This window comes from Streptomyces sp. NPDC087440 (genome assembly GCF_044744005.1).
Lineage (GTDB): Bacteria > Actinomycetota > Actinomycetes > Streptomycetales > Streptomycetaceae > Streptomyces.
This window is the reverse complement of the sequence record NZ_JBIUXN010000021.1, coordinates 16,547-39,999: the sequence shown is the minus strand read 5'-3', so window position 1 is coordinate 39,999 and position 23,453 is coordinate 16,547. Positions and strand designations below refer to the sequence as shown.

General features: G+C 70.0%; 19 protein-coding genes. 17 read left to right on the top strand and 2 right to left on the bottom strand.

Features of this window, described 5'->3' with window-relative positions:
• Nucleotides 1-36 precede the first annotated feature (36 nt).
• Together ACIO3O_RS32515 and ACIO3O_RS32510 are read left to right on the top strand one after the other, a co-directional pair.
• Entirely contained in the window at nucleotides 37-963 is a 927-nt protein-coding gene (locus tag ACIO3O_RS32515) for a threonine/serine dehydratase (protein WP_401752156.1), read from the top strand.
• 68 nt (nucleotides 964-1,031) lie between these two features.
• The gene (locus ACIO3O_RS32510) at nucleotides 1,032-1,631 is read left to right on the top strand and encodes a TIGR03086 family metal-binding protein (protein ID WP_401752154.1); all 600 of its coding nucleotides are present in this window, start codon (nucleotides 1,032-1,034) and stop codon (nucleotides 1,629-1,631) included.
• Nucleotides 1,632-1,763: 132 nt separating this feature from the next.
• Here ACIO3O_RS32510 and ACIO3O_RS32505 read toward each other — a convergent pair whose 3' ends face one another.
• Nucleotides 1,764-2,603 (bottom strand): C40 family peptidase, encoded by an 840-nt coding sequence (locus ACIO3O_RS32505; protein WP_401752152.1) that lies wholly within the window; start codon nucleotides 2,601-2,603, stop codon nucleotides 1,764-1,766.
• A 790-nt stretch (nucleotides 2,604-3,393) separates the two neighbouring features.
• Between ACIO3O_RS32505 and ACIO3O_RS32500 the strand changes: the two genes are divergently transcribed.
• From ACIO3O_RS32500 to recQ, 15 genes are all read left to right on the top strand, one after another.
• Nucleotides 3,394-3,753, top strand: a complete 360-nt coding sequence (locus ACIO3O_RS32500; RefSeq protein WP_189821185.1) for an NADH-quinone oxidoreductase subunit A — start codon at nucleotides 3,394-3,396, stop codon at nucleotides 3,751-3,753.
• A gap of 18 nt (nucleotides 3,754-3,771) precedes the next feature.
• On the top strand, nucleotides 3,772-4,326 hold the full coding sequence (locus ACIO3O_RS32495; protein ID WP_055509252.1) for an NADH-quinone oxidoreductase subunit B family protein: 555 nt from the start codon (nucleotides 3,772-3,774) through the stop codon (nucleotides 4,324-4,326).
• Nucleotides 4,323-5,039 (top strand): NADH-quinone oxidoreductase subunit C, encoded by a 717-nt coding sequence (locus tag ACIO3O_RS32490; protein ID WP_401752150.1) that lies wholly within the window; start codon nucleotides 4,323-4,325, stop codon nucleotides 5,037-5,039. Before ACIO3O_RS32495 ends, ACIO3O_RS32490 begins: the two co-directional genes overlap by 4 nt.
• Nucleotides 5,036-6,367: an NADH-quinone oxidoreductase subunit D gene (locus ACIO3O_RS32485; protein ID WP_401752149.1), complete on the top strand. Its 1,332-nt coding sequence runs from the start codon at nucleotides 5,036-5,038 to the stop codon at nucleotides 6,365-6,367. Before ACIO3O_RS32490 ends, ACIO3O_RS32485 begins: the two co-directional genes overlap by 4 nt.
• A 17-nt stretch (nucleotides 6,368-6,384) precedes the next feature.
• Complete coding sequence (gene nuoE, locus ACIO3O_RS32480; protein ID WP_401752393.1) at nucleotides 6,385-7,215, top strand: NADH-quinone oxidoreductase subunit NuoE; 831 nt, start codon at nucleotides 6,385-6,387, stop codon at nucleotides 7,213-7,215.
• Complete coding sequence (nuoF, locus tag ACIO3O_RS32475; protein ID WP_401752147.1) at nucleotides 7,215-8,576, top strand: NADH-quinone oxidoreductase subunit NuoF; 1,362 nt, start codon at nucleotides 7,215-7,217, stop codon at nucleotides 8,574-8,576. The genes nuoE and nuoF overlap by 1 nt, the downstream gene beginning before the upstream one ends.
• Complete coding sequence (locus tag ACIO3O_RS32470; protein WP_401752145.1) at nucleotides 8,573-11,083, top strand: NADH-quinone oxidoreductase subunit G; 2,511 nt, start codon at nucleotides 8,573-8,575, stop codon at nucleotides 11,081-11,083. The genes nuoF and ACIO3O_RS32470 overlap by 4 nt, the downstream gene beginning before the upstream one ends.
• Entirely contained in the window at nucleotides 11,080-12,441 is a 1,362-nt protein-coding gene (nuoH, locus tag ACIO3O_RS32465) for an NADH-quinone oxidoreductase subunit NuoH (RefSeq protein ID WP_401752143.1), read from the top strand. The genes ACIO3O_RS32470 and nuoH overlap by 4 nt, the downstream gene beginning before the upstream one ends.
• Nucleotides 12,434-13,084, top strand: a complete 651-nt coding sequence (gene nuoI, locus ACIO3O_RS32460) for an NADH-quinone oxidoreductase subunit NuoI (RefSeq protein WP_401752141.1) — start codon at nucleotides 12,434-12,436, stop codon at nucleotides 13,082-13,084. Before nuoH ends, nuoI begins: the two co-directional genes overlap by 8 nt.
• On the top strand, nucleotides 13,081-13,932 hold the full coding sequence (locus ACIO3O_RS32455; RefSeq protein WP_401752139.1) for an NADH-quinone oxidoreductase subunit J: 852 nt from the start codon (nucleotides 13,081-13,083) through the stop codon (nucleotides 13,930-13,932). Before nuoI ends, ACIO3O_RS32455 begins: the two co-directional genes overlap by 4 nt.
• Nucleotides 13,929-14,228 carry an NADH-quinone oxidoreductase subunit NuoK gene (gene nuoK, locus ACIO3O_RS32450; RefSeq protein WP_189554133.1) on the top strand — a complete coding sequence of 100 codons (300 nt, stop codon included), beginning with the start codon at nucleotides 13,929-13,931 and terminating at the stop codon, nucleotides 14,226-14,228. The genes ACIO3O_RS32455 and nuoK overlap by 4 nt, the downstream gene beginning before the upstream one ends.
• 15 nt (nucleotides 14,229-14,243) lie before the next feature.
• Entirely contained in the window at nucleotides 14,244-16,139 is a 1,896-nt protein-coding gene (gene nuoL / locus ACIO3O_RS32445) for an NADH-quinone oxidoreductase subunit L (protein WP_401752138.1), read from the top strand.
• A gap of 5 nt (nucleotides 16,140-16,144) precedes the next feature.
• Entirely contained in the window at nucleotides 16,145-17,719 is a 1,575-nt protein-coding gene (locus ACIO3O_RS32440) for an NADH-quinone oxidoreductase subunit M (protein ID WP_401752136.1), read from the top strand.
• On the top strand, nucleotides 17,716-19,380 hold the full coding sequence (nuoN, locus tag ACIO3O_RS32435) for an NADH-quinone oxidoreductase subunit NuoN (protein ID WP_401752135.1): 1,665 nt from the start codon (nucleotides 17,716-17,718) through the stop codon (nucleotides 19,378-19,380). Before ACIO3O_RS32440 ends, nuoN begins: the two co-directional genes overlap by 4 nt.
• Nucleotides 19,381-19,538: 158 nt before the next feature.
• Nucleotides 19,539-21,596: a DNA helicase RecQ gene (gene recQ / locus ACIO3O_RS32430; RefSeq protein ID WP_401752391.1), complete on the top strand. Its 2,058-nt coding sequence runs from the start codon at nucleotides 19,539-19,541 to the stop codon at nucleotides 21,594-21,596.
• Nucleotides 21,597-22,031: 435 nt separating this feature from the next.
• Here the strand turns inward: recQ and fahA are convergent, their stop codons facing one another.
• Nucleotides 22,032-23,273 carry a fumarylacetoacetase gene (gene fahA, locus ACIO3O_RS32425; RefSeq protein WP_401752133.1) on the bottom strand — a complete coding sequence of 414 codons (1,242 nt, stop codon included), beginning with the start codon at nucleotides 23,271-23,273 and terminating at the stop codon, nucleotides 22,032-22,034.
• Between the last annotated feature and the right edge of the window lie 180 nt (nucleotides 23,274-23,453).

Here is a 23,453-nt window from a genome sequence, read left to right as displayed (position 1 = left end):
GCGTATCAGTCGCCTGCGTCCCTGCCAGGAGTTCCCATGTCCGCACCCAGTGCCCCCACCCTGAACCCCGGCGAGATCAAGGCCGCCGCCGAGCGGATCGCCGGGCGCGTGCGGCCGGTCACCGTGGCCCCGGCCGCCGAGGGCCGCTTCTTCGCCCTCGAATTCCTCCAGTACACCGGCAGCTTCAAGGCGCGCGGCGCGCTGAACTTCCTCCTCGCCCACCGGGAGTCCCAGAGTCTCCCCGACGCCGGCGTCACCATCGCCTCCGGCGGCAACGCCGGTCTTGCCTGCGGCTGGGCCGCCCGTGAGCTGGGCATCCGGGCCACCGTCTTCCTTCCCGAGAACGCCCCGACGGTCAAGGTCGACCGGCTGCGGTCGTACGGCGCCGAGGTACGGCTCGTCGGGCAGCGGTACGACGAAGCCCGCGCCGCCTGCGAGGAGTTCGCGGCGGGTTCGGGGGCGCTGGCCTCCCACGCGTACGACCATCCGCTGATCGCGGCGGGGGCCGGGACCCTGACCGAGGAGATCCTGCGAGGGATTCCGGGAGGCGTGGACACGATCGTGGTGTCGGTCGGCGGCGGCGGGCTCTTCGCGGGGGTCGCGACGGCGGCGCTGGAGGCGGGGGTGCGGGTGGTGGCCGTCGAGCCGGAGAACTGCCGGGCCCTGCATGCCGCCCTGGAGGCGGGCCGAGTGGTGGACGTGCCCGTGGCGTCCGTCGCGGCGGACTCCCTCGGGGCGACGAGGGTCTCGCGGGACGCGTTGGAGGTGGCCGGGAGGGAGGGCGTGCGCTCCGTGCTCGTACCGGACGAGGCGATCGTGGCGAGCCGTCAGCGCCTGTGGGACGAGCACCGCCTCGCCGTCGAACACGCGGCGGCGACGGCCTGCGCGTACGCACCCGAGCCCGGGGAGCGGACCGCGATCGTGCTGTGCGGGGCGAACACCGGGCCGGGGGATCTGACGTAGCCCCACGTCCGTCGGGCGTTGTCAGGGGATCTCCGGCGGGGGCACGTCCTGAGCCGTAGGTTGACGCCATGACCTCAACCCAGTGGGACGTACTCGACGAAGCACACCGCGCGATCCGCACCGCAGCGATCCGCGTGGCGGCGGAGCAGTGGACCGCGCCGACGCCCTGCACGGAATGGAACGTCGCCCAGGTGCTCCGGCACGCGGCCGGCGACCAGCTCATGTACGCCGAGAAGATCACCGGCGGGGAGGGGCCGGGCTACGACCCGTTCGCCCCGGCCGCGACGGCGTTCGGGGACGAGCAGTCCGCGGCCGCCCTCCTCGACCCGGCGTTGAGCCGTACGGCCGAGGCCTTCGCCGGGGTCAAGCCCGACGACAGCGCCGTGCCCGTGCCGCTGCCGCCGTTCACGCTGTCCGCCGAACTCGCGGTCGGCGCGGCCGCGCTGGACGCCGTCGTCCACGCCTGGGACATCGCGGTCGCCACCGGGCGACCCTCCCCGTTGACCCCGGAGCTGGCCCGGACCCTGCTGCCGGTCGCCCGGGAACTGGTGGAGCCGGTGCGCGGCTTCGCCTTCGCGGCGGCCGTCGAACCGGCCGCCGACGCGGACGACGTGGCGCTGCTCCTCAACTACCTGGGCCGACGGGCCGACTGGACCCCCGGGGCCTGAGACGGCCCCGGCCGCGCACGACGGGCGCGGGACGGGCGCGGGCGGGACGAAGCGAGTCCCGGCCGCGCACGACGAAGGGCCGTCGTTCCCGAGCGGGGGAACGACGGCCCTTGGCCGAGGAGAAGGAAGCGATCAGAGCACGCGCACGGCGCCGGTCGGCGGGTCGTACGACAGCGGCCGCTCCACCACACCGGTGCTGGAGTTCTGCGCGCCGACGAAGTTGCCGCCACCCACGTAGATGCCCACGTGGTACGCGCTGCCCGCGCCACCCCAGTACAGGATGTCGCCCGGCTGGAGGTTGTCCAGGCCGACCTGCGTGCCCGCGGTCGACTGACCCTGCGAGACGCGCGGCAGGTCCACGCCGATGCTGCGGAACGCGGCCTGGGTGAGGCCCGAGCAGTCCCACGCGTTCGGGCCGGTGCTGCCCATGACGTACGCGTCGCCGACCTGCGCCCGCGCGAACGCGATCACGGCGGCCGCGCTGCCGGTGGCAGTCGACTTGGAGGAGGAGGAAGAAGAAGAGGAGGAAGAGGAGTAGGAGCTCAGGGAAGAGCGGTCCGAGGAGCGCGAGGCGCGCTCTTCGGCGGCCTTCTTCTCGGCCTTCTCACGGGCCTCGGCGGCCTTCTTCTCGGCCTCCGCCTTGCGGTCCGCCTCGGCCTTGGCCTTCTTGGCGTCCTTCAGGGCGGTCTCGGCGGCCGCCTCCTGGCGGGCCTGCCGGTCGTACTCGAAGGCGATCTGCTGGGTCGCCTCGGCAGCGGTGCTGACGGTGGAGGCGGGCTTCGCGGCAGCGGCGTCGGTGAGCGTCGGCATCTCGACGGTGGTCTCGTGCACCGGGTCGGCACTTGCCGGAGCCGCCGCACCAGCAACCGCGATGGTGCTGAGGACGCCACCGGCAACTCCGGCACGGAGCGCCATCTTCGAGGCGCTGCGGCGGGGCTTCCGGTGGCTGGGTATGTGAGCGGTGTGGGACATGAGAACAACCGCTATCAGAGGTAACGACTCGGCATCAAGAAACGTGGTCTCCGCCACAGTTGCCGGAACGCGGCTCGAATTCGGCCTCGGCGCACCCTTATTGACGCCGTAACGGGCAAAACGGGCATCGGCGATCAACGCTGTGATCATGGGTTTTCCGCGATTAGTCCGAATTGCCCCGACGCCTACCATCCGTTCACACGCATGGCCAAGCCCGCTTTCCCGGCGCGTTGTTGAGCGTGACGCAGGTCACACCGCGAGCGGGCAACGGGGAGTTGGCCGACGGAGTCGGTGTCCGGCTCGTGCGTTCGTGAACGCGTGCACGTGTCCACCCGCCTCCGCGGACCCCCTCGCGCGGGTGAGTTCGAGCCGAATCGGGCCGGCCGACCGAGCGTGCGGTGGCTGTATCACGCCGACGCGTCCACCTCCAATTTGCTTGCAGCGGCCACCTCTTGATAGAGCAACACGCCTTTCACCAGCAACAACGCCACCGAATGTCACGTCAGGTGATCACTTGCGTGCTTCCGGTACGTAGATCACCGTGCATCCGCGTTCATGATCCTTCGTCAGGTGGTGGAGATCACAAAGTCGTTGTCGTACCCCGTGTCGCAGATCACAGACCGGCAGGCATAGGATGCGGGGCAGTCAGGCTTGTGAACTGCCTCACATATCCGCGATCTTCATACGGTTCTTCCGCGGAGAACGGCGAGGCGCACCGGCCCCCCGCTCCGGGGCAGGCACGAGCCCGGCGCGGTCCAACGGTCAAGGACGACTGGAAGGAGCGAGGAGGGTGAATGCTTACGCGCCCATCCTTGTGCTCGGCGCCCTCGGGGCAGGGTTTGCGATCTTCTCCGTGGTCATGGCCACGCTTATCGGCCCCAAGCGCTACAACCGGGCGAAGCAGGAAGCGTACGAGTGCGGCATCGAGCCCACACCGACGCCCGCCGGCGGCGGACGCTTCCCCATCAAGTACTACCTGACGGCGATGCTGTTCATCGTCTTCGACATCGAGATCGTCTTCCTCTACCCCTGGGCGGTCTCCTTCGACGCCCTGGGGATTTTCGGGCTCGTCGAGATGCTCCTCTTCGTGCTCACCGTTTTTGTCGCGTACGCGTACGTATGGCGTCGCGGCGGCCTGGAATGGGACTGAGGGGCTGAGGGATCACCCATGGGACTCGAAGAGAAACTGCCGAGCGGATTCCTGCTCACCACCGTCGAACAGGCCGCTGGCTGGGTGCGGAAGTCCTCCGTCTTCCCCGCCACCTTCGGCCTCGCCTGCTGCGCCATCGAGATGATGACGACGGGCGCGGGCCGGTACGACCTGGCCCGCTTCGGCATGGAGGTCTTCCGCGGCTCGCCGCGGCAGGCGGACCTGATGATCGTGGCCGGACGGGTCAGCCAGAAGATGGCGCCCGTCCTGCGACAGGTCTACGACCAGATGCCGAACCCCAAGTGGGTGATCTCCATGGGGGTCTGCGCCTCGTCGGGCGGCATGTTCAACAACTACGCCATCGTGCAGGGCGTCGACCACATCGTGCCGGTCGACATCTACCTCCCCGGCTGCCCGCCGCGCCCCGAGATGCTGATCGACGCGATCCTCAAGCTCCACCAGAAGATCCAGTCCTCCAAGCTCGGCGTGAACGCGGAAGAAGCGGCCCGCGAGGCGGAGGAGGCGGCCCTCAAGGCGCTCCCCACGATCGAGATGAAGGGGCTGCTGCGGTGAGCGAGCGAGACGAGAGCGCTGCCAACGGAGTCCCCGCCCCGCGCGACGCGGGCGGCGAGGTGCTCCGTACCCGCAAGGGCATGTTCGGCGCCAACAACGGCGGGGACACGACGGGTTACGGCGGTCTCGTACGGACCGTCACCTTCCCCGGCGAATCGTCCCGCCCGTACGGCGGGTGGTTCGACGAGGTCGCCGACGAGCTGGAGGGGGCGCTGGAGGAGCAGGACCTGCTGCCCTCGCACGCCATCGAGAAGACGGTCGTCGACCGGGGCGAGCTCACCTTCCACATCGCCCGCGAGCACCTGCTCCAGGTCGCCCGCACCCTCCGCGACGACCCGGCGCTGCGCTTCGAGCTGTGCACCGGCGTCAGCGGCGTGCACTTCCTGGAGGACAAGGGACGCGAGCTGCACGCGGTCTACCACCTGCGCTCGCTCACCCACGGGCGGCTCATCCGGCTCGAAGTCAGCGCCCCCGACGCCGACCCGCACGTCCCCTCGCTGGTCTCGGTGTACCCGACCAACGACTGGCACGAGCGCGAGGCGTACGACTTCTTCGGCCTGATCTTCGACGGCCACCCCGCCCTGACCCGGATCATGATGCCGGACGACTGGCAGGGCTTCCCGCAGCGCAAGGACTACCCCCTCGGCGGCATCGCCGTCGAGTACAAGGGCGCCCAGATCCCGGCTCCGGACCAGCGGAGGTCGTACTCGTGACCACACCCCCTTCTTCTGCCTCCGCCCGCGAGACCACCGAGGGCACCGTCTACACGGTCACCGGCGGCGACTGGGACGAGGTCGTCCAGGCCGCCACCAAGGCCGACGACGAGCGCATCGTCGTCAACATGGGCCCCCAGCACCCGTCCACGCACGGCGTGCTCCGGCTGATCCTGGAGATCGACGGCGAGACCGTCACCGAGGCCCGCTGCGGCATCGGCTACCTCCACACCGGCATCGAGAAGAACCTCGAATTCCGGAACTGGACGCAGGGCACCACCTTCGTCACGCGCATGGACTACCTGACGCCGTTCTTCAACGAGACGGCGTACTGCCTGGGCGTCGAGAAGCTGCTCGGCATCACCGAGCAGATCCCGGACCGGGCCAGCATCATCCGCGTCATGCTGATGGAGCTCAACCGGCTCTCCTCGCACCTGGTGTGCATCGCCACCGGCGGCATGGAGCTCGGCGCGACCACGATCATGATCTACGGCTTCCGGGACCGCGAACTCATCCTGGACGCCTTCGAGTTGATCACCGGCCTGCGCATGAACCACGCGTTCGTCCGACCCGGCGGCCTCGCCCAGGACCTCCCGCCCGGCGCCATGGACAAGCTCCACGAGCTGCTGAAGACCCTGCGCAAGAACCTCCCCGAGTACGACAAGCTCGCCACCGGCAACCCCATCTTCAAGGCCCGCATGCAGGACGTCGGCTACCTCGACCTCACCGGCTGCATGGCGCTCGGGGCGACCGGTCCGGTGCTCCGCTCGGCGGGGCTCCCGCACGACCTGCGCAAGACGGACCCGTACTGCGGTTACGAGACCTACGACTTCGAGGTCCCCGTCGCCGACACCTGCGACTCCTACGGCCGCTTCCTGATCCGGCTCGAAGAGATGCGCCAGTCCCTCGACATCGTCGAGCAGTGCCTGGAGCGGCTGAAGAAGCCCGGTGACGTCATGGTCGCGGACAAGAAGATCGCCTGGCCCGCCCAGCTCGCCATCGGCGCGGACGGCCTCGGCAACTCCCTCGACCACATCAGGAAGATCATGGGCACCTCCATGGAGGCCCTGATCCACCACTTCAAGCTGGTGACCGAGGGCTTCAGGGTCCCGGCCGGGCAGGCGTACGCGGCCGTCGAGTCCCCCAAGGGCGAACTCGGCGTGCACGTCGTCTCCGACGGCGGCACCCGCCCCTACCGGGTCCACTTCCGCGACCCGTCCTTCACCAACCTCCAGGCCATGGCGGCGATGTGCGAGGGCGGCCAGGTCGCCGACGTCATCGTCGCCGTCGCGTCCATCGACCCCGTGATGGGAGGCGTCGACCGATGACCGATGTGTCACTGGGCATGCCCCAACTGCCCGCCCCCGCCTACCCGGACGAGGTCCGGGCCCGCCTGGAAGCGGACGCGAAGGAGGTGATCGGCCGCTACCCCGACAGCCGCTCCGCACTGCTGCCGCTGCTGCACCTCGTGCAGTCCGAGGAGGGCTACGTCTCCCGTACGGGAATGCAGTTCTGCGCGGAGGTGCTCGGCCTGACCACCGCCGAGGTCACCGCCGTCGCCACCTTCTACACGATGTACCGGCGCAAGCCGTCCGGCGACTACCAGGTCGGCGTCTGCACCAACACCCTGTGCGCGGTGATGGGCGGCGACGCCATCTTCGAGGAGCTGAAGACCTACCTCGGGGTCGGCAACAACGAGACCACCGGCGACGGCAAGGTCACCCTCGAACACATCGAGTGCAACGCCGCCTGCGACTACGCCCCCGTGGTGATGGTCAACTGGGAGTTCTTCGACGACCAGACCCCGGAGTCGGCCAAGAAGCTCGTCGACGACCTGCGCTCCGGCCGCCCCGTCGAGCCCACCCGGGGCGCCCCCCTGTGCACGTACAAGGAGACCGCCCGCATCCTCGCCGGTTTCCCCGACGAGCGCCCCGGCGCGGTCGAGGCCTCCGGCGGCGCCGGGCACGCGTCGCTGCTGGGGCTCCGGCTCGCCAAGGGGGAGGCGCTGGGCCAGCCCCGCGTCGTAGCACCGCGCGGTGAGCGCAAGCAGGACGCCCCGAGGGGCGGCGCCGAGCACCTCAGCTCGCACGACGCGCCCCAGCACACCTCGGCCTCCGACCCGGCCGCGGCACCCGAGCAGCACCCGGCAGGACCCTCGTCCGAGGAGGGGGAGTGATGACCTTGGCAGCCGAGATCAACAGCAACGGCAACGGGGACAGCCCCGAGAAGCTGCTCTCGCCCGTCCTCTCCGCCTTCTGGGACGACCCGAAGTCCTGGACGCTGGAGACGTACCGCAGGCACGAGGGGTACGAGGGCCTGCGCAAGGCCCTCGCGATGACCCCGGACGACCTCATCGCGTACGTGAAGGACTCGGGTCTGCGCGGTCGCGGCGGCGCCGGATTCCCCACCGGGATGAAGTGGCAGTTCATTCCGCAGGGCGACGGCAAGCCGCACTATCTGGTGGTCAACGCCGACGAGTCGGAGCCGGGGACCTGCAAGGACATCCCGCTCCTCTTCGCGAACCCGCACAGCCTCATCGAGGGCATCGTCATCGCGTGTTACGCGATCCGTTCGAACCACGCCTTCATCTACCTGCGCGGAGAGACCGTCCCCGTGCTGCGCAGGCTGCACGAGGCCGTGCGGGAGGCGTACGAGGCCGGATACCTCGGCAAGGACGTCCTCGGCAGCGGACTCGATCTCGAACTCACCGTGCACGCGGGGGCGGGCGCGTACATCTGCGGAGAAGAGACCGCGCTGCTCGACTCGCTCGAAGGCCGTCGCGGCCAGCCCCGGCTGCGTCCTCCCTTCCCTGCGGTCGCCGGGCTCTATGCGTGTCCCACTGTTGTCAACAACGTCGAGTCGATCGCATCCGTTCCCGCGATCCTCAACAAGGGCAAAGAATGGTTCCGTTCGATGGGCAGCGAGAAGTCCCCGGGCTTCACGCTGTACTCGCTGAGCGGGCACGTCGCCAACCCGGGGCAGTTCGAGGCCCCCTTGGGCATCACGCTGCGCCAACTGCTCGACATGAGCGGCGGAATGCGCCCCGGACACCGGCTGAAGTTCTGGACGCCGGGCGGCTCCTCCACCCCGATGTTCACCGACGAGCACCTCGACGTACCCCTTGACTACGAGGGGGTGGGCGCCGCCGGTTCCATGCTCGGCACCAAGGCCCTCCAGTGCTTCGACGAGACCACCTGCGTGGTGCGTGCCGTCACCCGGTGGACCGAGTTCTACGCCCACGAGTCCTGCGGCAAGTGCACGCCCTGCCGCGAAGGCACGTACTGGCTCGTCCAGTTGCTGCGTGACATCGAGGCCGGCAAGGGACAGATGTCCGACCTCGACAAGCTCAACGACATCGCCGACAACATCAACGGCAAGTCCTTCTGCGCGCTCGGAGACGGTGCGGCCTCGCCGATCTTCTCCTCGCTCCAGTACTTCCGCGAGGAGTACGAGCAGCACATCACCGGCAAGGGCTGCCCCTTCGACCCCGCCAAGTCGACTCTCTGGGCCGACAAGCACCTGGAGGTGAACGCATGACCGTCACGACCAACAGTGCTCCCTCCGGGGGAGGGGAGGCGGCGGTTCCGCCCGAGGACCTCGTGTCCCTCACCATCGACGGCATCGAGATCAGCGTCCCCAAGGGCACCCTGGTCATCCGGGCCGCCGAACTCCTCGGCATCGAGATCCCCCGGTTCTGCGACCACCCCCTCCTCGACCCGGCCGGCGCCTGCCGCCAGTGCATCGTCGAGGTCGAGGGCCAGCGCAAGCCGATGGCCTCCTGCACCATCACCTGCACCGACGGCATGGTCGTCAAGTCGCAGATCACCTCGCCGGTCGCCGACAAGGCGCAGCGCGGCGTGATGGAACTGCTCCTGATCAACCACCCGTTGGACTGCCCGGTCTGCGACAAGGGCGGCGAGTGCCCCCTGCAGAACCAGGCCATGTCGCACGGCGACCCGGACTCCCGGTTCGAGGGCAAGAAGCGGACGTACGAGAAGCCCGTCCCGATCTCCACCCAGGTGCTCCTGGACCGCGAGCGGTGCGTGCTCTGCGCACGCTGCACCCGGTTCTCCAACCAGGTGGCGGGCGACCCGATGATCGAGCTGATCGAGCGCGGTGCGCTCCAGCAGGTCGGCACCGGCGAGGGCGACCCGTTCGAGTCGTACTTCTCCGGCAACACGATCCAGATCTGCCCGGTCGGCGCGCTGACCTCCGCCGCGTACCGCTTCCGCTCCCGGCCCTTCGACCTGGTGTCGACGCCGTCGGTCTGCGAGCACTGCGCCGGTGGCTGTGCCACCCGCACCGACCACCGGCGCGGCAAGGTCATGCGGCGCATGGCCGCCGAGGACCCGGAGGTCAACGAGGAGTGGCTGTGCGACAAGGGGCGCTTCGGCTTCCGGTACGCCCAGCGGCCCGACCGGCTGAAGACTCCTCTCGTACGCAACACCGAGACCGGTGAACTGGAGCCCGCGAGCTGGCCGGAGGCGCTGGCCTTCGCCGCGAAGGGGCTGGCCGCCGCGCGCGGCCGCGCCGGAGTGCTGACCGGCGGTCGGCTCACCGTCGAAGACGCGTACGCGTACGGCAAGTTCGCCCGTATCGCCCTCGACACCAACGACGTCGACTTCCGGGCCCGCGTGCACAGCAGCGAGGAGGCCGACTTCCTGGCCTCCCGCGTCGCCGGACGCGGCCGCGACCTCGACGGCACGGGCACGACGTACACCACCCTGGAGAAGGCCCCGGCGGTCCTGCTCGCCGGGTTCGAGTCCGAGGAGGAGGCGCCCGGCGTCTTCCTGCGGCTGCGCAAGGCCCACCGCAAGCACGGCCAGCGCACCTTCGCCCTCGCCTCGCACGCCACCCGCGGCCTCACCAAGGCGGGCGGCACCCTGCTCCCCGCCGCCCCCGGCACCGAGACCGAGTGGCTCGACGCGCTCGCCGGACACGCGGGCCTGGAGGCCGACGGGGTCACGGCGGCCGACGCGCTGCGTGAGCCCGGTGCGGTCATCGTCGTCGGCGAGCGCCTGGCCGGTGTGCCGGGCGCGTTGACCGCCGCCGTACGAGCCGCATCGGCGACCGGCGCCGAACTGGTGTGGATTCCGCGCCGGGCCGGAGAGCGCGGGGCCGTCGAGGCGGGCGCGATCCCGTCGCTGCTGCCCGGCGGGCGTCCCGCGATCGACCCCCGGGCGCGTGAGGAGGTCGCCTCCGCGTGGGGCGTCGCCGAACTCCCGCACCGGTACGGGCGCGACACCGGCCAGATCGTGGAGGCCGCCGCGACCGGCGAACTCCTCGCCCTGGTCGTCGCGGGCGTCGACCCGGCGGACCTGCCGGACCCCGCGCGGGCGCGCACGGCGCTCGACGAGGTCCGCTTCGTGGTGTCGCTGGAGCTGCGGCCCAGCGAGGTCACCGACAAGGCCGACGTGGTCTTCCCGGTGGCCGCGGTCGCCGAGAAGCCCGGCACCTTCCTCAACTGGGAGGGCAGGGCGCGGATGTTCGAGGCCGCGCTGAAGCCCGAGCAGATGACGCGCACCCTCGCCCCGAGCGACTCCCGGGTGCTGCACATGCTGGCCGACGAGATGGACGTGCACTTCGCGCTGCCGGACCTGAAGTCCGTACGGCGTGAACTGGACCGGCTCGGCGCCTGGGACGGGCCGCACGCGTCCGTACCGCTGGAGACCTCCCGGCCGCTGCCCCGCGCGGGCGCCGGGGAGGCCGTCCTCGCCGGACACCGGATGCTGCTCGACCAGGGCAAGCTCCAGGACGGCGACGAAGCCCTCGCCGGAACCCGGCACGCAGCCGTGGCCCGGCTGTCCGCCGCCACCGCCGCCGAGACCGGCGTCCAGCACGGCGACGCGCTGGCCGTCACCGGCCCGGCCGGAACCGTGACCCTGCCGCTCCAGGTCAGCGCGATGCCCGACCGGGTGGTCTGGCTGCCGATGAACTCGGTCGGCGGCGGCGTCCTCTCCGACACCGGGGCCCGCCCCGGCCAGTTGGTCACCCTCTCGCCCGCGAAGGCCGCGTCCAGTGCTTCGACGGAGGTGACGGCATGACGACGTACACACTCGCCGCGGAAGACCTGTCCATGTTCGGCACGGACCCCTGGTGGCTCGTCGCGATCAAGGCCGTCTTCTGCTTCGCGTTCCTGATGGTCACCGTGCTCTTCTCCATCGTGTGGGAGCGCAAGGTCGTCGCCTGGATGCAGCTGCGCATCGGCCCCAACCGGCACGGCCCCTGGGGCATGCTCCAGTCGCTCGCCGACGGCGTGAAGCTCATGCTGAAGGAAGACCTCGTCGTCAAGCGCGCCGACAAGGTCGTCTACATCCTGGCCCCGATCGTCGCCGCCATCCCCGCCTTCATGGCGATCGCGGTGATCCCCTTCGGACCGCCCGGCAACGAGATCTCGATCTTCGGCACGCGCACCACGATGCAGCTCACCGACCTGCCGATCGCGATGCTCTACATCCTCGCGGTGGCCTCCGTCGGCATCTACGGCATCGTGCTCGCGGGCTGGTCGTCCGGCTCCACCTACCCGCTGCTCGGCGGGCTCCGCTCCTGCGCGCAGATGATCTCGTACGAGATCGCCATGGGCGCGGCCTTCGCCTCGGTGTTCCTCTACTCCGGGTCGATGTCCACCTCGGAGATCGTGGCGCAGCAGCAGAACAAGTGGTTCATCGTCGTCCTGCCGGTGTCCTTCCTGATCTACGTCGTGACGATGGTCGGCGAGACCAACCGCGCCCCCTTCGACATGCCGGAGTCCGAGGGCGACCTCGTCGGCGGCTTCAACACCGAGTACAGCTCGATCAAGTTCGCGCTGTTCATGCTGGCCGAGTACGTCAACATGGTCACCGTCTCGGCGGTCTCGGTCACCCTCTTCCTGGGCGGCTGGCGGGCCCCGTACCCGATCAGCTCGTTCTGGGAGGGCGCGAACCACGGCTGGTGGCCGATGCTCTGGTTCGTCCTCAAGGTGCAGCTGCTGCTGTTCTTCTTCATCTGGCTGCGCGGCACGCTTCCCCGCGTGCGCTACGACCAGCTGATGAAGCTGGGCTGGAAGGTCCTCATCCCGCTGTCGGTGGTCTGGCTGATGCTGGTCGCGACGATGCGGGCGCTGACCCGCGAGGGCGTCGAGTTCCGGTCGATCGTCTTCTACGTCGCCGGGGCGGTCCTCGCCGTACTGCTCATCTCGTACGTGTGGGAGATGTTCCGCCGCTCGAAGCACGAGGAACCCGAGGACCTGCCCGCGTTCGACCCGATGGCCGGGGGATTCCCGGTGCCTCCGCTGCCCGGACAGACCCTGCCGCCAGTGCCGCGCAGGCGGTCCCGGCAGGAGCGGGAGCTCGTTGTCAGTGGCGGCGGCAATACTGAGGGCATTGCTACTGAGAGTGACGGAAAGGAGGCTGACGGTGTCTGATGCAGCTTCCCGGGGCGAAGACCCCCGGACCCCCTGGCAGAACCCCGTGGCCGGCTTCGGCGTGACCTTCAAGGCCATGTTCAAGAAGCGGCTGACCGAGCAGTACCCGGAGACGCCGAAGGTGACGGCGCCGCGCTTCCACGGCCGTCACCAGCTCAACCGGCACCCCGACGGCCTGGAGAAGTGCGTCGGCTGCGAGCTGTGCGCCTGGGCCTGTCCCGCCGACGCGATCTACGTGGAGGGCGCGGACAACACCGAGGAGGAGCGCTACTCCCCGGGCGAGCGGTACGGCCGCGTCTACCAGATCAACTACGCCCGCTGCATCCTGTGCGGGCTGTGCATCGAGGCGTGTCCCACGCGGGCGCTCACGATGACCAACGAGTTCGAACTGGCCGACAGCAGCCGCGAGAACCTCATCTACACGAAGGACCAGCTGCTGGCCGGTCTCACCGAGGGCATGGTCGACTCGCCGCACTCGATCTTCCCGGGCACGGACGAGCAGGACTACTACCGCGGCCTGGTCACCGAGGCCGCGCCCGGCACGGTGCAGCAGGTCGCGCTGAGCCGGGGGGAGCGGCCCCAGGAGGGCGCCTCCACCTTCGGTGCGGACGAGCCCGCTTCCAGCAAGGTGGTGGGGGCATGACCAGCACCCTCGCCGCCGCACCCGACATGGTGCTCGCCGCTGCCGCCTCCACGGGCGAGGCCGTGCAGTTCTGGATTCTGGGGACGGTCGCCGTGCTCGGCGCGCTGGCCACGATCCTGATGAAGAAGGCCGTGCACAGCGCGCTGTGCCTCGCCGGGACCATGATCATCCTGGCGGTCTTCTACCTCGCCAACGGGGCGTACTTCCTGGGCATCGTCCAGATCGTCGTCTACACCGGCGCGATCATGATGCTGTTCCTGTTCGTGGTCATGCTGGTCGGTGTGACGGCGGCGGACTCGCTGAAGGAGACGCTGAAGGGGCAGCGCTGGCTGGCCGCCGGATGCGGCATCGGCTTCGGTATCCTGCTCATCGCGGGCATCGGCAACGCCGGGATCACGGAGTTCAACGGACTGGGCCAGGCCAACGCGGCCGGGAACGTCCAGGGCCTCGCCAAGCTGATCTTCACCGACTACGTCTTCGCCTTCGAGATCACCGGCGCCCTGCTCATCACCGCCACGGTCGGCGCGATGGTCCTCACCAACCGCGAGCGCACCGAGCGCGCCAAGACCCAGCGCGAACTGTCGGAAGCGCGCGTGCGCGAGGGCAAGCACCTGCCGCCGCTGCCCGCCCCCGGCGTCTACGCCCGGCACAACGCAGTGGACATCGCCGGTCTGCTCCCCGACGGCACCCCGTCCGAGCTGACCGTCATGCAGACGCTGCGCGAGCGCGGCCAGATCCGCGACGTGTCGACCCAGGCGCTCAACGACCTCAAGGCCCTCGAACAGCGCTCCGAGGAGCGGCTGGGCCGGGACGCGATCCGCGGCCGCGAAGAGGAGGCAGCCAAGTGAATCCGGTCAACTACCTATATCTCGCTTCGCTGTTGTTCACCATCGGTGCGGCAGGGGTCCTGATCCGGCGCAACGCCATCGTCGTGTTCATGTGCGTCGAGCTGATGCTCAACGCCTGCAACCTGGCGCTCGTCGCGTTCTCCCGGATGCACGGCAATCTCGACGGCCAGATCATCGCCTTCTTCACGATGGTCGTCGCCGCCGCCGAGGTCGTGGTCGGCCTGGCGATCATCGTGTCGCTGTTCCGGTCCCGTCACTCGGCCTCGGTCGACGACGCCAGCCTGATGAAGCTGTAAGGGGCGCAAAGAATCGTGGAGAACCTGATCGCGCTGCTCGTAGCGGCGCCACTGCTCGGAGCGGCCGTACTGCTGTGCGGCGGCCGCCGGTTGGACAAGATCGGCCACTGGCTGGGCACCCTGCTCGCCGCCGCATCCTTCGTGATCGGCGCCGTGCTCTTCGTCGACATGATCGGCAAGGGCGCGGACGACCGCGCCCTGCACCAGAAGCTGTTCAGTTGGGTACCGGTCGAGACCTTCCAGGCGGACATCGCCTTCCAGCTCGACCAGCTGTCGATGACCTTCGTCCTGCTGATCACCGGCGTGGGCACCCTGATCCACGTCTACTCCATCGGGTACATGGAACACGACGAGCGCCGCCGGCGCTTCTTCGGCTACCTGAACCTCTTCCTCGCCGCGATGCTCCTGCTGGTCGTCGCCGACAACTACCTCCTCCTGTACTTCGGTTGGGAGGGCGTCGGACTCGCCTCGTACCTGCTCATCGGGTTCTGGCAGCACAAGCCCAGCGCGGCGACGGCGGCCAAGAAGGCGTTCCTGGTCAACCGCGTCGGCGACATCGGCCTCTCGATCGCGATCATGCTGATGTTCACCACCTTCGGGACCTTCGCCTTCGGGCCGGTCCTCGGGGCGGCGGAGGGCGCGAGCGAGGGCAAGCTGACGGCCATCGGCCTGATGCTGCTGCTCGCCGCGTGCGGCAAGTCGGCGCAGGTGCCGCTCCAGTCCTGGCTCGGCGACGCGATGGAGGGCCCGACCCCGGTCTCGGCCCTCATCCACGCGGCGACCATGGTGACGGCGGGCGTGTACCTGATCGTCCGCTCCGGAGCCATCTTCGACGGGGCGCCCGACGCCCAGCTGGTGGTCACCGTCGTCGGTGCGGTCACGCTGCTCTTCGGTGCGATCGTCGGTTGCGCCAAGGACGACATCAAGAAGGCCCTCGCCGGGTCGACCATGTCGCAGATCGGCTACATGATCCTCGCCGCCGGACTCGGCCCGATCGGCTACGCCTTCGCGATCATGCACCTGGTGACGCACGGCTTCTTCAAGGCCGGGCTCTTCCTCGGTGCGGGTTCGGTCATGCACGGCATGAACGACGAGGTCGACATGCGCAAGTACGGCGGCCTGCGGAAGTACATGCCGGTCACCTTCATCACCTTCGGGCTCGGCTACCTGGCGCTCATCGGCTTCCCCGGTCTGTCCGGCTTCTTCTCCAAGGACAAGATCATCGAGGCGGCGTTCGCCGCGGGCGGCACCCAGGGCTGGATCCTGGGCGCGGCCACCCTGCTGGGCGCAGGCCTCACCGCGTTCTACATGACGCGCGTGATGCTGATGACTTTCTTCGGCGAGAAGCGCTGGCAGCCGGATGCGGACGGCAACGAGCCGCACCCGCACGAGTCGCCCTCGTCCATGACGATCCCCATGATCGTGCTGGCCTTCGGGTCGGTCTTCGCCGGCGCCTTCTTCGGCATCGGCGACCGGTTCGTGAACTGGCTGGAGCCGGTGACGACGTTCGAGCACCCGCACCCGCCGATCTCCGTGCCTGTCATCACGGGCGCGACGATCGCGGTCCTGCTGCTCGGCGTGGCCGCCGCCTACCTCCAGTACGGCCGCAAGCCCGTCCCGGTCGTCGCCCCGCGCGGCTCGCTGCTCACCCGGGCCGCCCGCCGCGACCTCCTCCAGGACGACTTCAACCACGTGGTCCTGGTCCGCGGCGGCGAGCACCTCACCCGCTCGCTGGTCTATCTCGACCACAAGGGCGTCGACGGCGTGGTCAACGGCACCGCCGCAGCGGTCGGCGGGCTCTCGGGCCGGCTGCGCAAGCTCCAGAACGGCTACGCCCGCTCGTACGCGGTCTCGATGTTCGGCGGTACGGCGATCCTCATCGCCGCGACCCTGCTGATGAGGGCGGTCTGATCACGATGTCCTTTCCCCTGCTCACCGCGACGGCGGTCCTCCCGGCGGCCGGTGCCCTGCTCACCGCCGCCGTGCCGGCCGCCCGTCGCACGGCCGCCAAGTGGCTGGCGCTGCTGTTCTCGCTCGGCACGCTGGTGCTGGCCGCGATCGTGCTCGTACGGTTCGAGCCCAGCGGCGACCGCTACCAACTCACCGAGTCCCACACCTGGATCAAGGACTTCGGCGTCCACTACGAACTGGGCGTCGACGGCATCGGGGTCGCGCTCATCGCGCTGACCGCGCTGCTGATCCCCTTCGTGATCGTCGCCGGTTGGCACGACGCCGATCCGCTGGAGACCAAGGACAACAAGCGGTGGCGGCCCACCCAGGGCTTCTTCGCGCTGATCCTGATGGTCGAGGCGATGGTGATCATCTCCTTCGAGGCCACCGACGTCTTCCTCTTCTACATCTTCTTCGAAGCCATGCTCATCCCGATGTACTTCCTCATCGGCGGCTTCGGCGACCGTGCGCACAGCGGCACGGACGAGGCGGCGGCCACCCAGCGGTCGTACGCGGCGGTGAAGTTCCTGCTCTACAACCTGGTCGGCGGCCTCATCATGCTGGCCGCGGTGATCGGGCTCTACACGGTCACCGGCACCTTCTCCCTCACGGAGATCGCCGAACTGCGGGCAGGCGGCGGCGCGGAGATGTCGACCAACGTCGAACGTCTCCTCTTCCTCGGCTTCTTCTTCGCCTTCGCGGTGAAGGCCCCGCTGTGGCCGCTGCACACCTGGCTGCCCAACGCGATGGGGGAGGCCACCGCACCGGTCGCCGTCCTCATCACCGCGATCGTCGACAAGGTCGGCACCTTCGCGATGCTGCGCTTCTGCCTCCAGCTCTTCCCGGAGGCCAGCAAGTGGGCGACGCCCGCGATCCTCGTACTCGCACTGATCAGCATCGTGTACGGCGCGCTGCTCGCGGTCGGCCAGCGCGACATCAAGCGCCTGGTGGCGTACGCGTCCATCTCGCACTTCGGCTTCATCATCCTGGGCATCTTCGCGATGACCAGCCAGGGCCAGTCCGGCGCGACGCTCTACATGGTCAACCACGGCATCTCGACCGCCGCACTGATGCTGGTCGCGGGCTTCCTGATCTCCCGGCGCGGCTCGCGGCTCATCGCGGACTACGGCGGGGTGCAGAAGGTGGCCCCGGTGCTCGCCGGAACCTTCCTGATCGGCGGCCTGGCGACGCTCTCGCTGCCGGGGCTCGCGCCCTTCGTCAGTGAATTCCTGGTCCTGGTCGGCGTGTTCGCCGCGTACCCGGTCGTCGGCATCATCGCCACCACCGGCATCGTCCTCGCCGCGCTGTACGTCCTCGTGCTCTACCAGCGCACGATGACCGGCCCGGTGAAGGCCGAGGTCAGTGGGATGAAGGACCTGAAGGCGCGGGAACTGGTGGTGGTCGTTCCGCTGATCGCCCTGCTGCTCGGACTGGGCGTCTTCCCCAAGCCGCTGACCGACATCGTCAATCCGGCCGTCACCCACACCATGCACGACGTGAACAAGCAGGACCCCAAGCCTGAAGTGGAGGCCGCGAAGTGAGCACCGTATCCGTCCACAGCCTGTGGACGACTCTGGCGGCGGACACTCCTCCCGGCGGCGGGCTGAAGTTCCAGGCCCCGACCATCGAGTACGCCCAGCTCTCACCGATCCTGATCATCGTCGGCGCTGCGGTGCTCGGCGTACTGGTCGAGGCGTTCGTCCCGCGCAAGGGCCGCTACTACGCCCAGCTGTTCCTCGCGGTGGTCTCCATCGCCGCCGCGTTCGCGGCGATCATCGGGCTCGCGGCCAGCGGGTTCGGCACCACCAAGGCACACATCGCCGCCATGGGCGCGATCGCGGTCGACGGCCCGGCACTGTTCCTCCAGGGCACCATTCTGCTGGCCTCGCTGGTCGCCGTCTTCACCTTCGCCGAGCGCAAGCTCGACCCGGAGGCACACGGCAGCCGCGTCGACTCCTTCGCGGCGGACGCGGCGGCCGTACCCGGCAGCGACGCCGAGAAGGCCGCCGTCAAGGCGGGCTTCACCACCACCGAGGTCTTCCCGCTCGCCCTGTTCGCGATCGCCGGTCTGCTCGCCTTCCCGGCGGCCAACGACCTGCTGACCCTGTTCATCGCGCTGGAAGTCTTCTCGCTGCCGCTCTACCTCCTGTGCGCCGTCGCCCGCCGCAAGCGGCTGATGTCGCAGGAGGCGGCCGTGAAGTACTTCCTGCTGGGTGCGTTCTCCTCGGCGTTCCTGCTGTTCGGCATCGCCCTGATCTACGGCTACGCGGGCTCCGTCTCGTACGCGAAGATCGCCGACGTGGTCGACGGCACCACCCAGCAGATCTCCCCGGCGCTCGCCGGGACCATGGGCAACGACGCGCTGCTGCTAATCGGCATGGCGCTGCTGCTGATGGGCCTGCTCTTCAAGGTCGGCGCGGTCCCGTTCCACATGTGGACCCCGGACGTCTACCAGGGCGCCCCGACCCCGGTCACCGGCTTCATGGCCGCAGCCACCAAGGTCGCCGCCTTCGGCGCGCTGCTGCGCCTCCTGTACGTCGTACTGCCGGGCCTCACCTGGGACTGGCGCCCGGTGATGTGGGGCGTCGCCATCGTCACCATGCTGGGCGGCGCGGTCGTCGCGATCACGCAGACCGACATCAAGCGGCTCCTGGCGTACTCCTCGATCGCGCACGGCGGGTTCATCCTCGCCGGTGTCATCGCGGCCACCCCCGACGGCATCTCGTCCGTCCTCTTCTACCTGCTCGCCTACTCCTTCGTGACGATCGGCGCGTTCGCCGTGGTCACGCTGGTGCGCGACGCGGGCGGCGAGGCGACGCACCTGTCGAAGTGGGCGGGCCTCGGGCGGCGCTCCCCGCTGGTCGCGGCGGTCTTCGCGGTGTTCCTCCTCGCCTTCGCGGGCATTCCGCTGACCTCCGGGTTCTCGGGCAAGTTCGCGGTCTTCAAGGCGGCGGCGGAGGGCGGCGCGGGCATCCTGGTGGTGGTCGGTGTGCTGTCCTCGGCGGTTGCGGCCTTCTTCTACATCCGGGTCATCGTCCTGATGTTCTTCAGCGAGCCGAAGGCGGACGGACCCACGGTCGCCGTGCCGTCGGTGCTGACGACGACCGCGATCGGGGTGGGCGTGGCGGTGACGCTGGTGCTCGGCGTCGCCCCGCAGTACTTCCTCGACCTGGCGAACCAGGCGGGCGTCTTCGTCAGGTGACCGCTTTACGGTGTGTGACCGCCGCCCGGCATCCCTTCGAGGGGTGCCGGGCGGCGGCTTTTGGTCCCGGTTGTCAGTGCGTACCCCTACCGTGGTGGGAGGTGGCGATACGGAAACGGGGGAACGGTGCGATGGACGCGATGAGTGGGGCGAGCGGAATGGTGGACGTGGACGGGACACAGGCGACGGCCGAGGTCGCGGAGAGTGACGCTCTGCGCACCCTGCACCGGATCTTCGGGTACGACGCGTTCCGGGGCGAGCAGGCGGCGATCATCGACCAGGTGGTGGGCGGCGGCGACGCGGTCGTCCTGATGCCGACCGGCGGCGGAAAGTCCCTCTGCTACCAGATCCCCTCCCTGGTCAGGCCGGGCACGGGCGTGGTGATCTCCCCCCTCATCGCCCTGATGCAGGACCAGGTGGACGCGCTGCGGGCGCTGGGCGTGAACGCCGGGTTCATGAACTCGACCCAGGACTTCGACGAGCGGCGCACGGTCGAGGCGGAGTTCCTGGCGGGCGAGTTGGACCTGCTCTACCTGGCGCCCGAACGGCTCCGCCTGGACGCGACGCTGTCGCTCCTCTCCCGGGGCAAGGTCTCCGTCTTCGCGATCGACGAGGCGCACTGTGTCGCCTCCTGGGGCCATGACTTCCGCCCCGACTACCTGGCCCTTTCCGTCCTGGGCGAGCGCTGGCCGGACGTACCGCGCATCGCGCTGACGGCGACGGCGACGGCGGCGACCCACAAGGAGATCACCGCCCGCCTCGGCATGCCGGACGCGAAGCACTTCGTGGCCAGCTTCGACCGGCCGAACATCCAGTACCGGATCGTCCCGAAGGTCGACCCGAAGAAGCAGCTGCTGGCCTTCCTGCGGGAGGAGCACGCGGGCGACGCGGGCATCGTCTACTGCCTGTCGCGGAAGTCGGTGGACGCGACGGCCGACTTCCTCTGCCAGCAGGGCATCGAGGCGGTCCCGTACCACGCGGGCCTCGACGGCGGCACCCGTGCCCGCAACCAGGCGCGCTTCCTCCGCGAGGAGGGCCTGGTGGTCGTCGCGACCATCGCGTTCGGCATGGGCATCGACAAGCCGGACGTCCGCTTCGTCGCGCACCTGGACCTGCCGAAGTCGGTGGAGGGCTACTACCAGGAGACCGGCCGCGCGGGCCGCGACGGGGCCCCCTCCACGGCCTGGATGGCGTACGGGCTCCAGGACGTCGTCCAGCAGCGGAAGATGATCCAGAGCGGCGAGGGCGACGAGGCGTTCCGCCGCCGGGCCGCCTCCCACCTGGACGCGATGCTGGCGCTCTGCGAGACGGCGGAGTGCCGACGCGGCCAGCTCCTCGCGTACTTCGGGCAGGAGGGCGCGCCGGAGAAGTGCGGCAACTGCGACACCTGCCTCAACCCGCCGGAGACGCTGGACGGGACGGTGCCCGCGCAGAAGGTGCTCTCCACGGTGTGGCGGCTCAAGCGGGAGCGGCGGCAGAAGTTCGGGGCGGGGCAGATCGTCGACATCCTGCTCGGGAAGAAGACGGCGAAGGTCATCCAGTTCGACCACGACCAGCTGTCGGTGTTCGGCATCGGCCAGGAGCTGGTCGAGGCCGAATGGCGGGGTGTGGTGCGGCAGTTGCTGGCGCAGGGGCTGCTGGCGGTGGAGGGCGAGTACGGCACGCTCGTCCTGACGGACGCCAGCGGTGCGGTCCTGGGCGGCGAGCGCGAGGTGCGGCTGCGCAAGGAGCCGAAGAAGGTGGCGGTGGCGCGGGCCGAGCGGGGCGATCGCAAGGCGAAGGCGGCTGCCGCGGTGGCGGACCTTCCGGCGGATGCGGCGCCGGTCTTCGAGGCGCTTCGGTCCTGGCGGACGGCGCAGGCGAAGGAGATGGGGATGCCGCCGTACGTGGTCTTCAACAACGCGACGTTGCAGGAGATCGCGGTGCGGAGGCCGTCGTCGCTGGCGGAGCTGGGGGAGATCGGGGGGGTCGGTGAGAAGAAGCTGACGACGTTCGGGGAGGGCGTGCTGGGAGTCCTCGCGGAGCTGGGCGGCTCTCCGGGAGCTGCGGAGGCCCCGGCGGCGGCCCCGGCTCCGGTGCCTGCTCGGGCTGCGGCCCCGGCACCGGAGCCTGCTCGGGCTGCGGAACCGGCCCCGGCGCGCTCGGCGGAGCCGGAGTGGGACTGGGCTGCGGAGCCGGAGCCGGACTGGGGCATGGAGCCGCCGCCGGAGGACTGAGCCGCAACCGGTGCCGGGCCTGGGCGGGACCTACCGGGCGGGGCCGGTAGCGGGAGGGGCCGCCCCCTTGCCCGCCCGTCCCGCCCCCGGGGGGGGCGGCCCCGCCGCCCAAGGGGACGGCGGCGAAGAGGGGCGGAGCCCAAGGGGGCTGGGGGAGGGAGGGGGCGGCTTCGCCGCCCGGCCGGGGGGGATGGTGCCCGGAGGGCATCCATCCAGGGGCGCGGGGAACTGCGCGACCAGCCACGACGTACCCGCGCGGAACAGGGACCACAGCGCCCCCGCACGAGCCGGGGGATGAAGGAGCTGCGGAGCAGCCCCTTCAGGGGCGCGGGGAACTGCGCGACCAGCCACGACGCACCCGCGCGGGACAGGGACCGGGACGCACCCGCGCGGGGCAGGGGGCCGCACTTCACAGCCCGCCCACCCCACGGGAACTCAGACCCGGGCTGAGGTGATGCGGCCCGTGACCTCGCCGAGGCCGACCTTCGTGCCGTCCGGGCCGGGGGCCCACGCCGTCAGGGTGACCTCGTCGCCGTCCTCCAGGAAGGTCCGCTTGCCGGAGGGGAGTTCGAGGGGCTCGGTGCCGTTCCAGGTCAGTTCGAGGAGCGAGCCCCGCTGGCCGGTCTCCGCACCGCTGACGGTCCCGGACCCGTACAGATCGCCCGTCCGCAGCGACGCCCCGTTGACCGTCATGTGCGCCAGCATCTGCGCCGCCGACCAGTACATGGCTGAGAAGGGGGGCTCGGAGACGACGGTGCCGTTGATGGAGACGGAGATGCGGAGGTCGAGGCCCCCGGCCTCCTCCTCGTCGGAGTCGTCCAGGTACGGCAGGACCGGGACGTCCCGCGGCGGCAGCGCGACCCGCGCCTCCTCCAGGGCCTCCAGCGGAGTCACCCACGCGGAGACCGACGTCGCGAAGGACTTCCCGAGGAAGGGGCCGAGCGGCACGTACTCCCAGGCCTGGATGTCCCGCGCCGACCAGTCGTTGAGCAGGGACAGGCCGAAGACGTGGTCGCGGAAGTCGCCGAGGGCCACCGGCCTGCCCAGCTCCGACGGCGTGCCGACGACGAAGCCGACCTCCGCCTCGATGTCCAGCTTCACGGACGGACCGAAGACCGGAGCCGCGTCCGCCGGGGCCTTGCGCTGGCCCGACGGGCGTACCACGTCCGTCCCGGAGACCACAACGGTGCCGGACCGGCCGTGGTAACCGATCGGCAGGTGCTTCCAGTTGGGGGTCAGCGCGTCGCCGTCCGGGCGGAAGATCCGGCCGACGTTCGTGGCGTGGTTCTCGCTCGCGTAGAAGTCGACGTAGTCGGCGACCTCGTACGGCAGGTGCAGCGTGACCGCGCCCAGCGGGTGCAGCAGCGGCTCTATGTCCTCGCGGTGCGCCGGGCTGGTGACCCACGCGGTGAGCGCGCGGCGCACGTCGCGCCAGGCGGTGCGGCCCGCCGCCAGCAGCGGGTTCAGCGAGGGCTGGGCGAGGAGTTGGGCGTACGGGGAGCCGAGCGCGAGTGCGGCGGCCCCCGCGTCCAGCACGTGGTTTCCGATACGGACACCCACGCGGCGGCGCTCCGGCGCGTCCGCGGTGGAGAACACGCCGTAGGGAAGGTTGTGCGGCCCGAAGGGATCGCCTTCGGCGACGTCGAGCGCTGACGTGAGCGGGGACTGCTCGGGCATGGGGTGCTGCCTCGCTTTCCAGGTCGTTGGAACACACGTTACGTGGGGGAGGCCAGGGACGGCAGTGGCTAAAGAGTTCGTAATGTCCTGAATGGCGAGGGTGGAGGCGGGAATTCCGGCTTAGCTTCCTTGGGGGGCACGGGCGGGGATTCCGGGGGTCCAGGGGGACCTGTGGGGTGG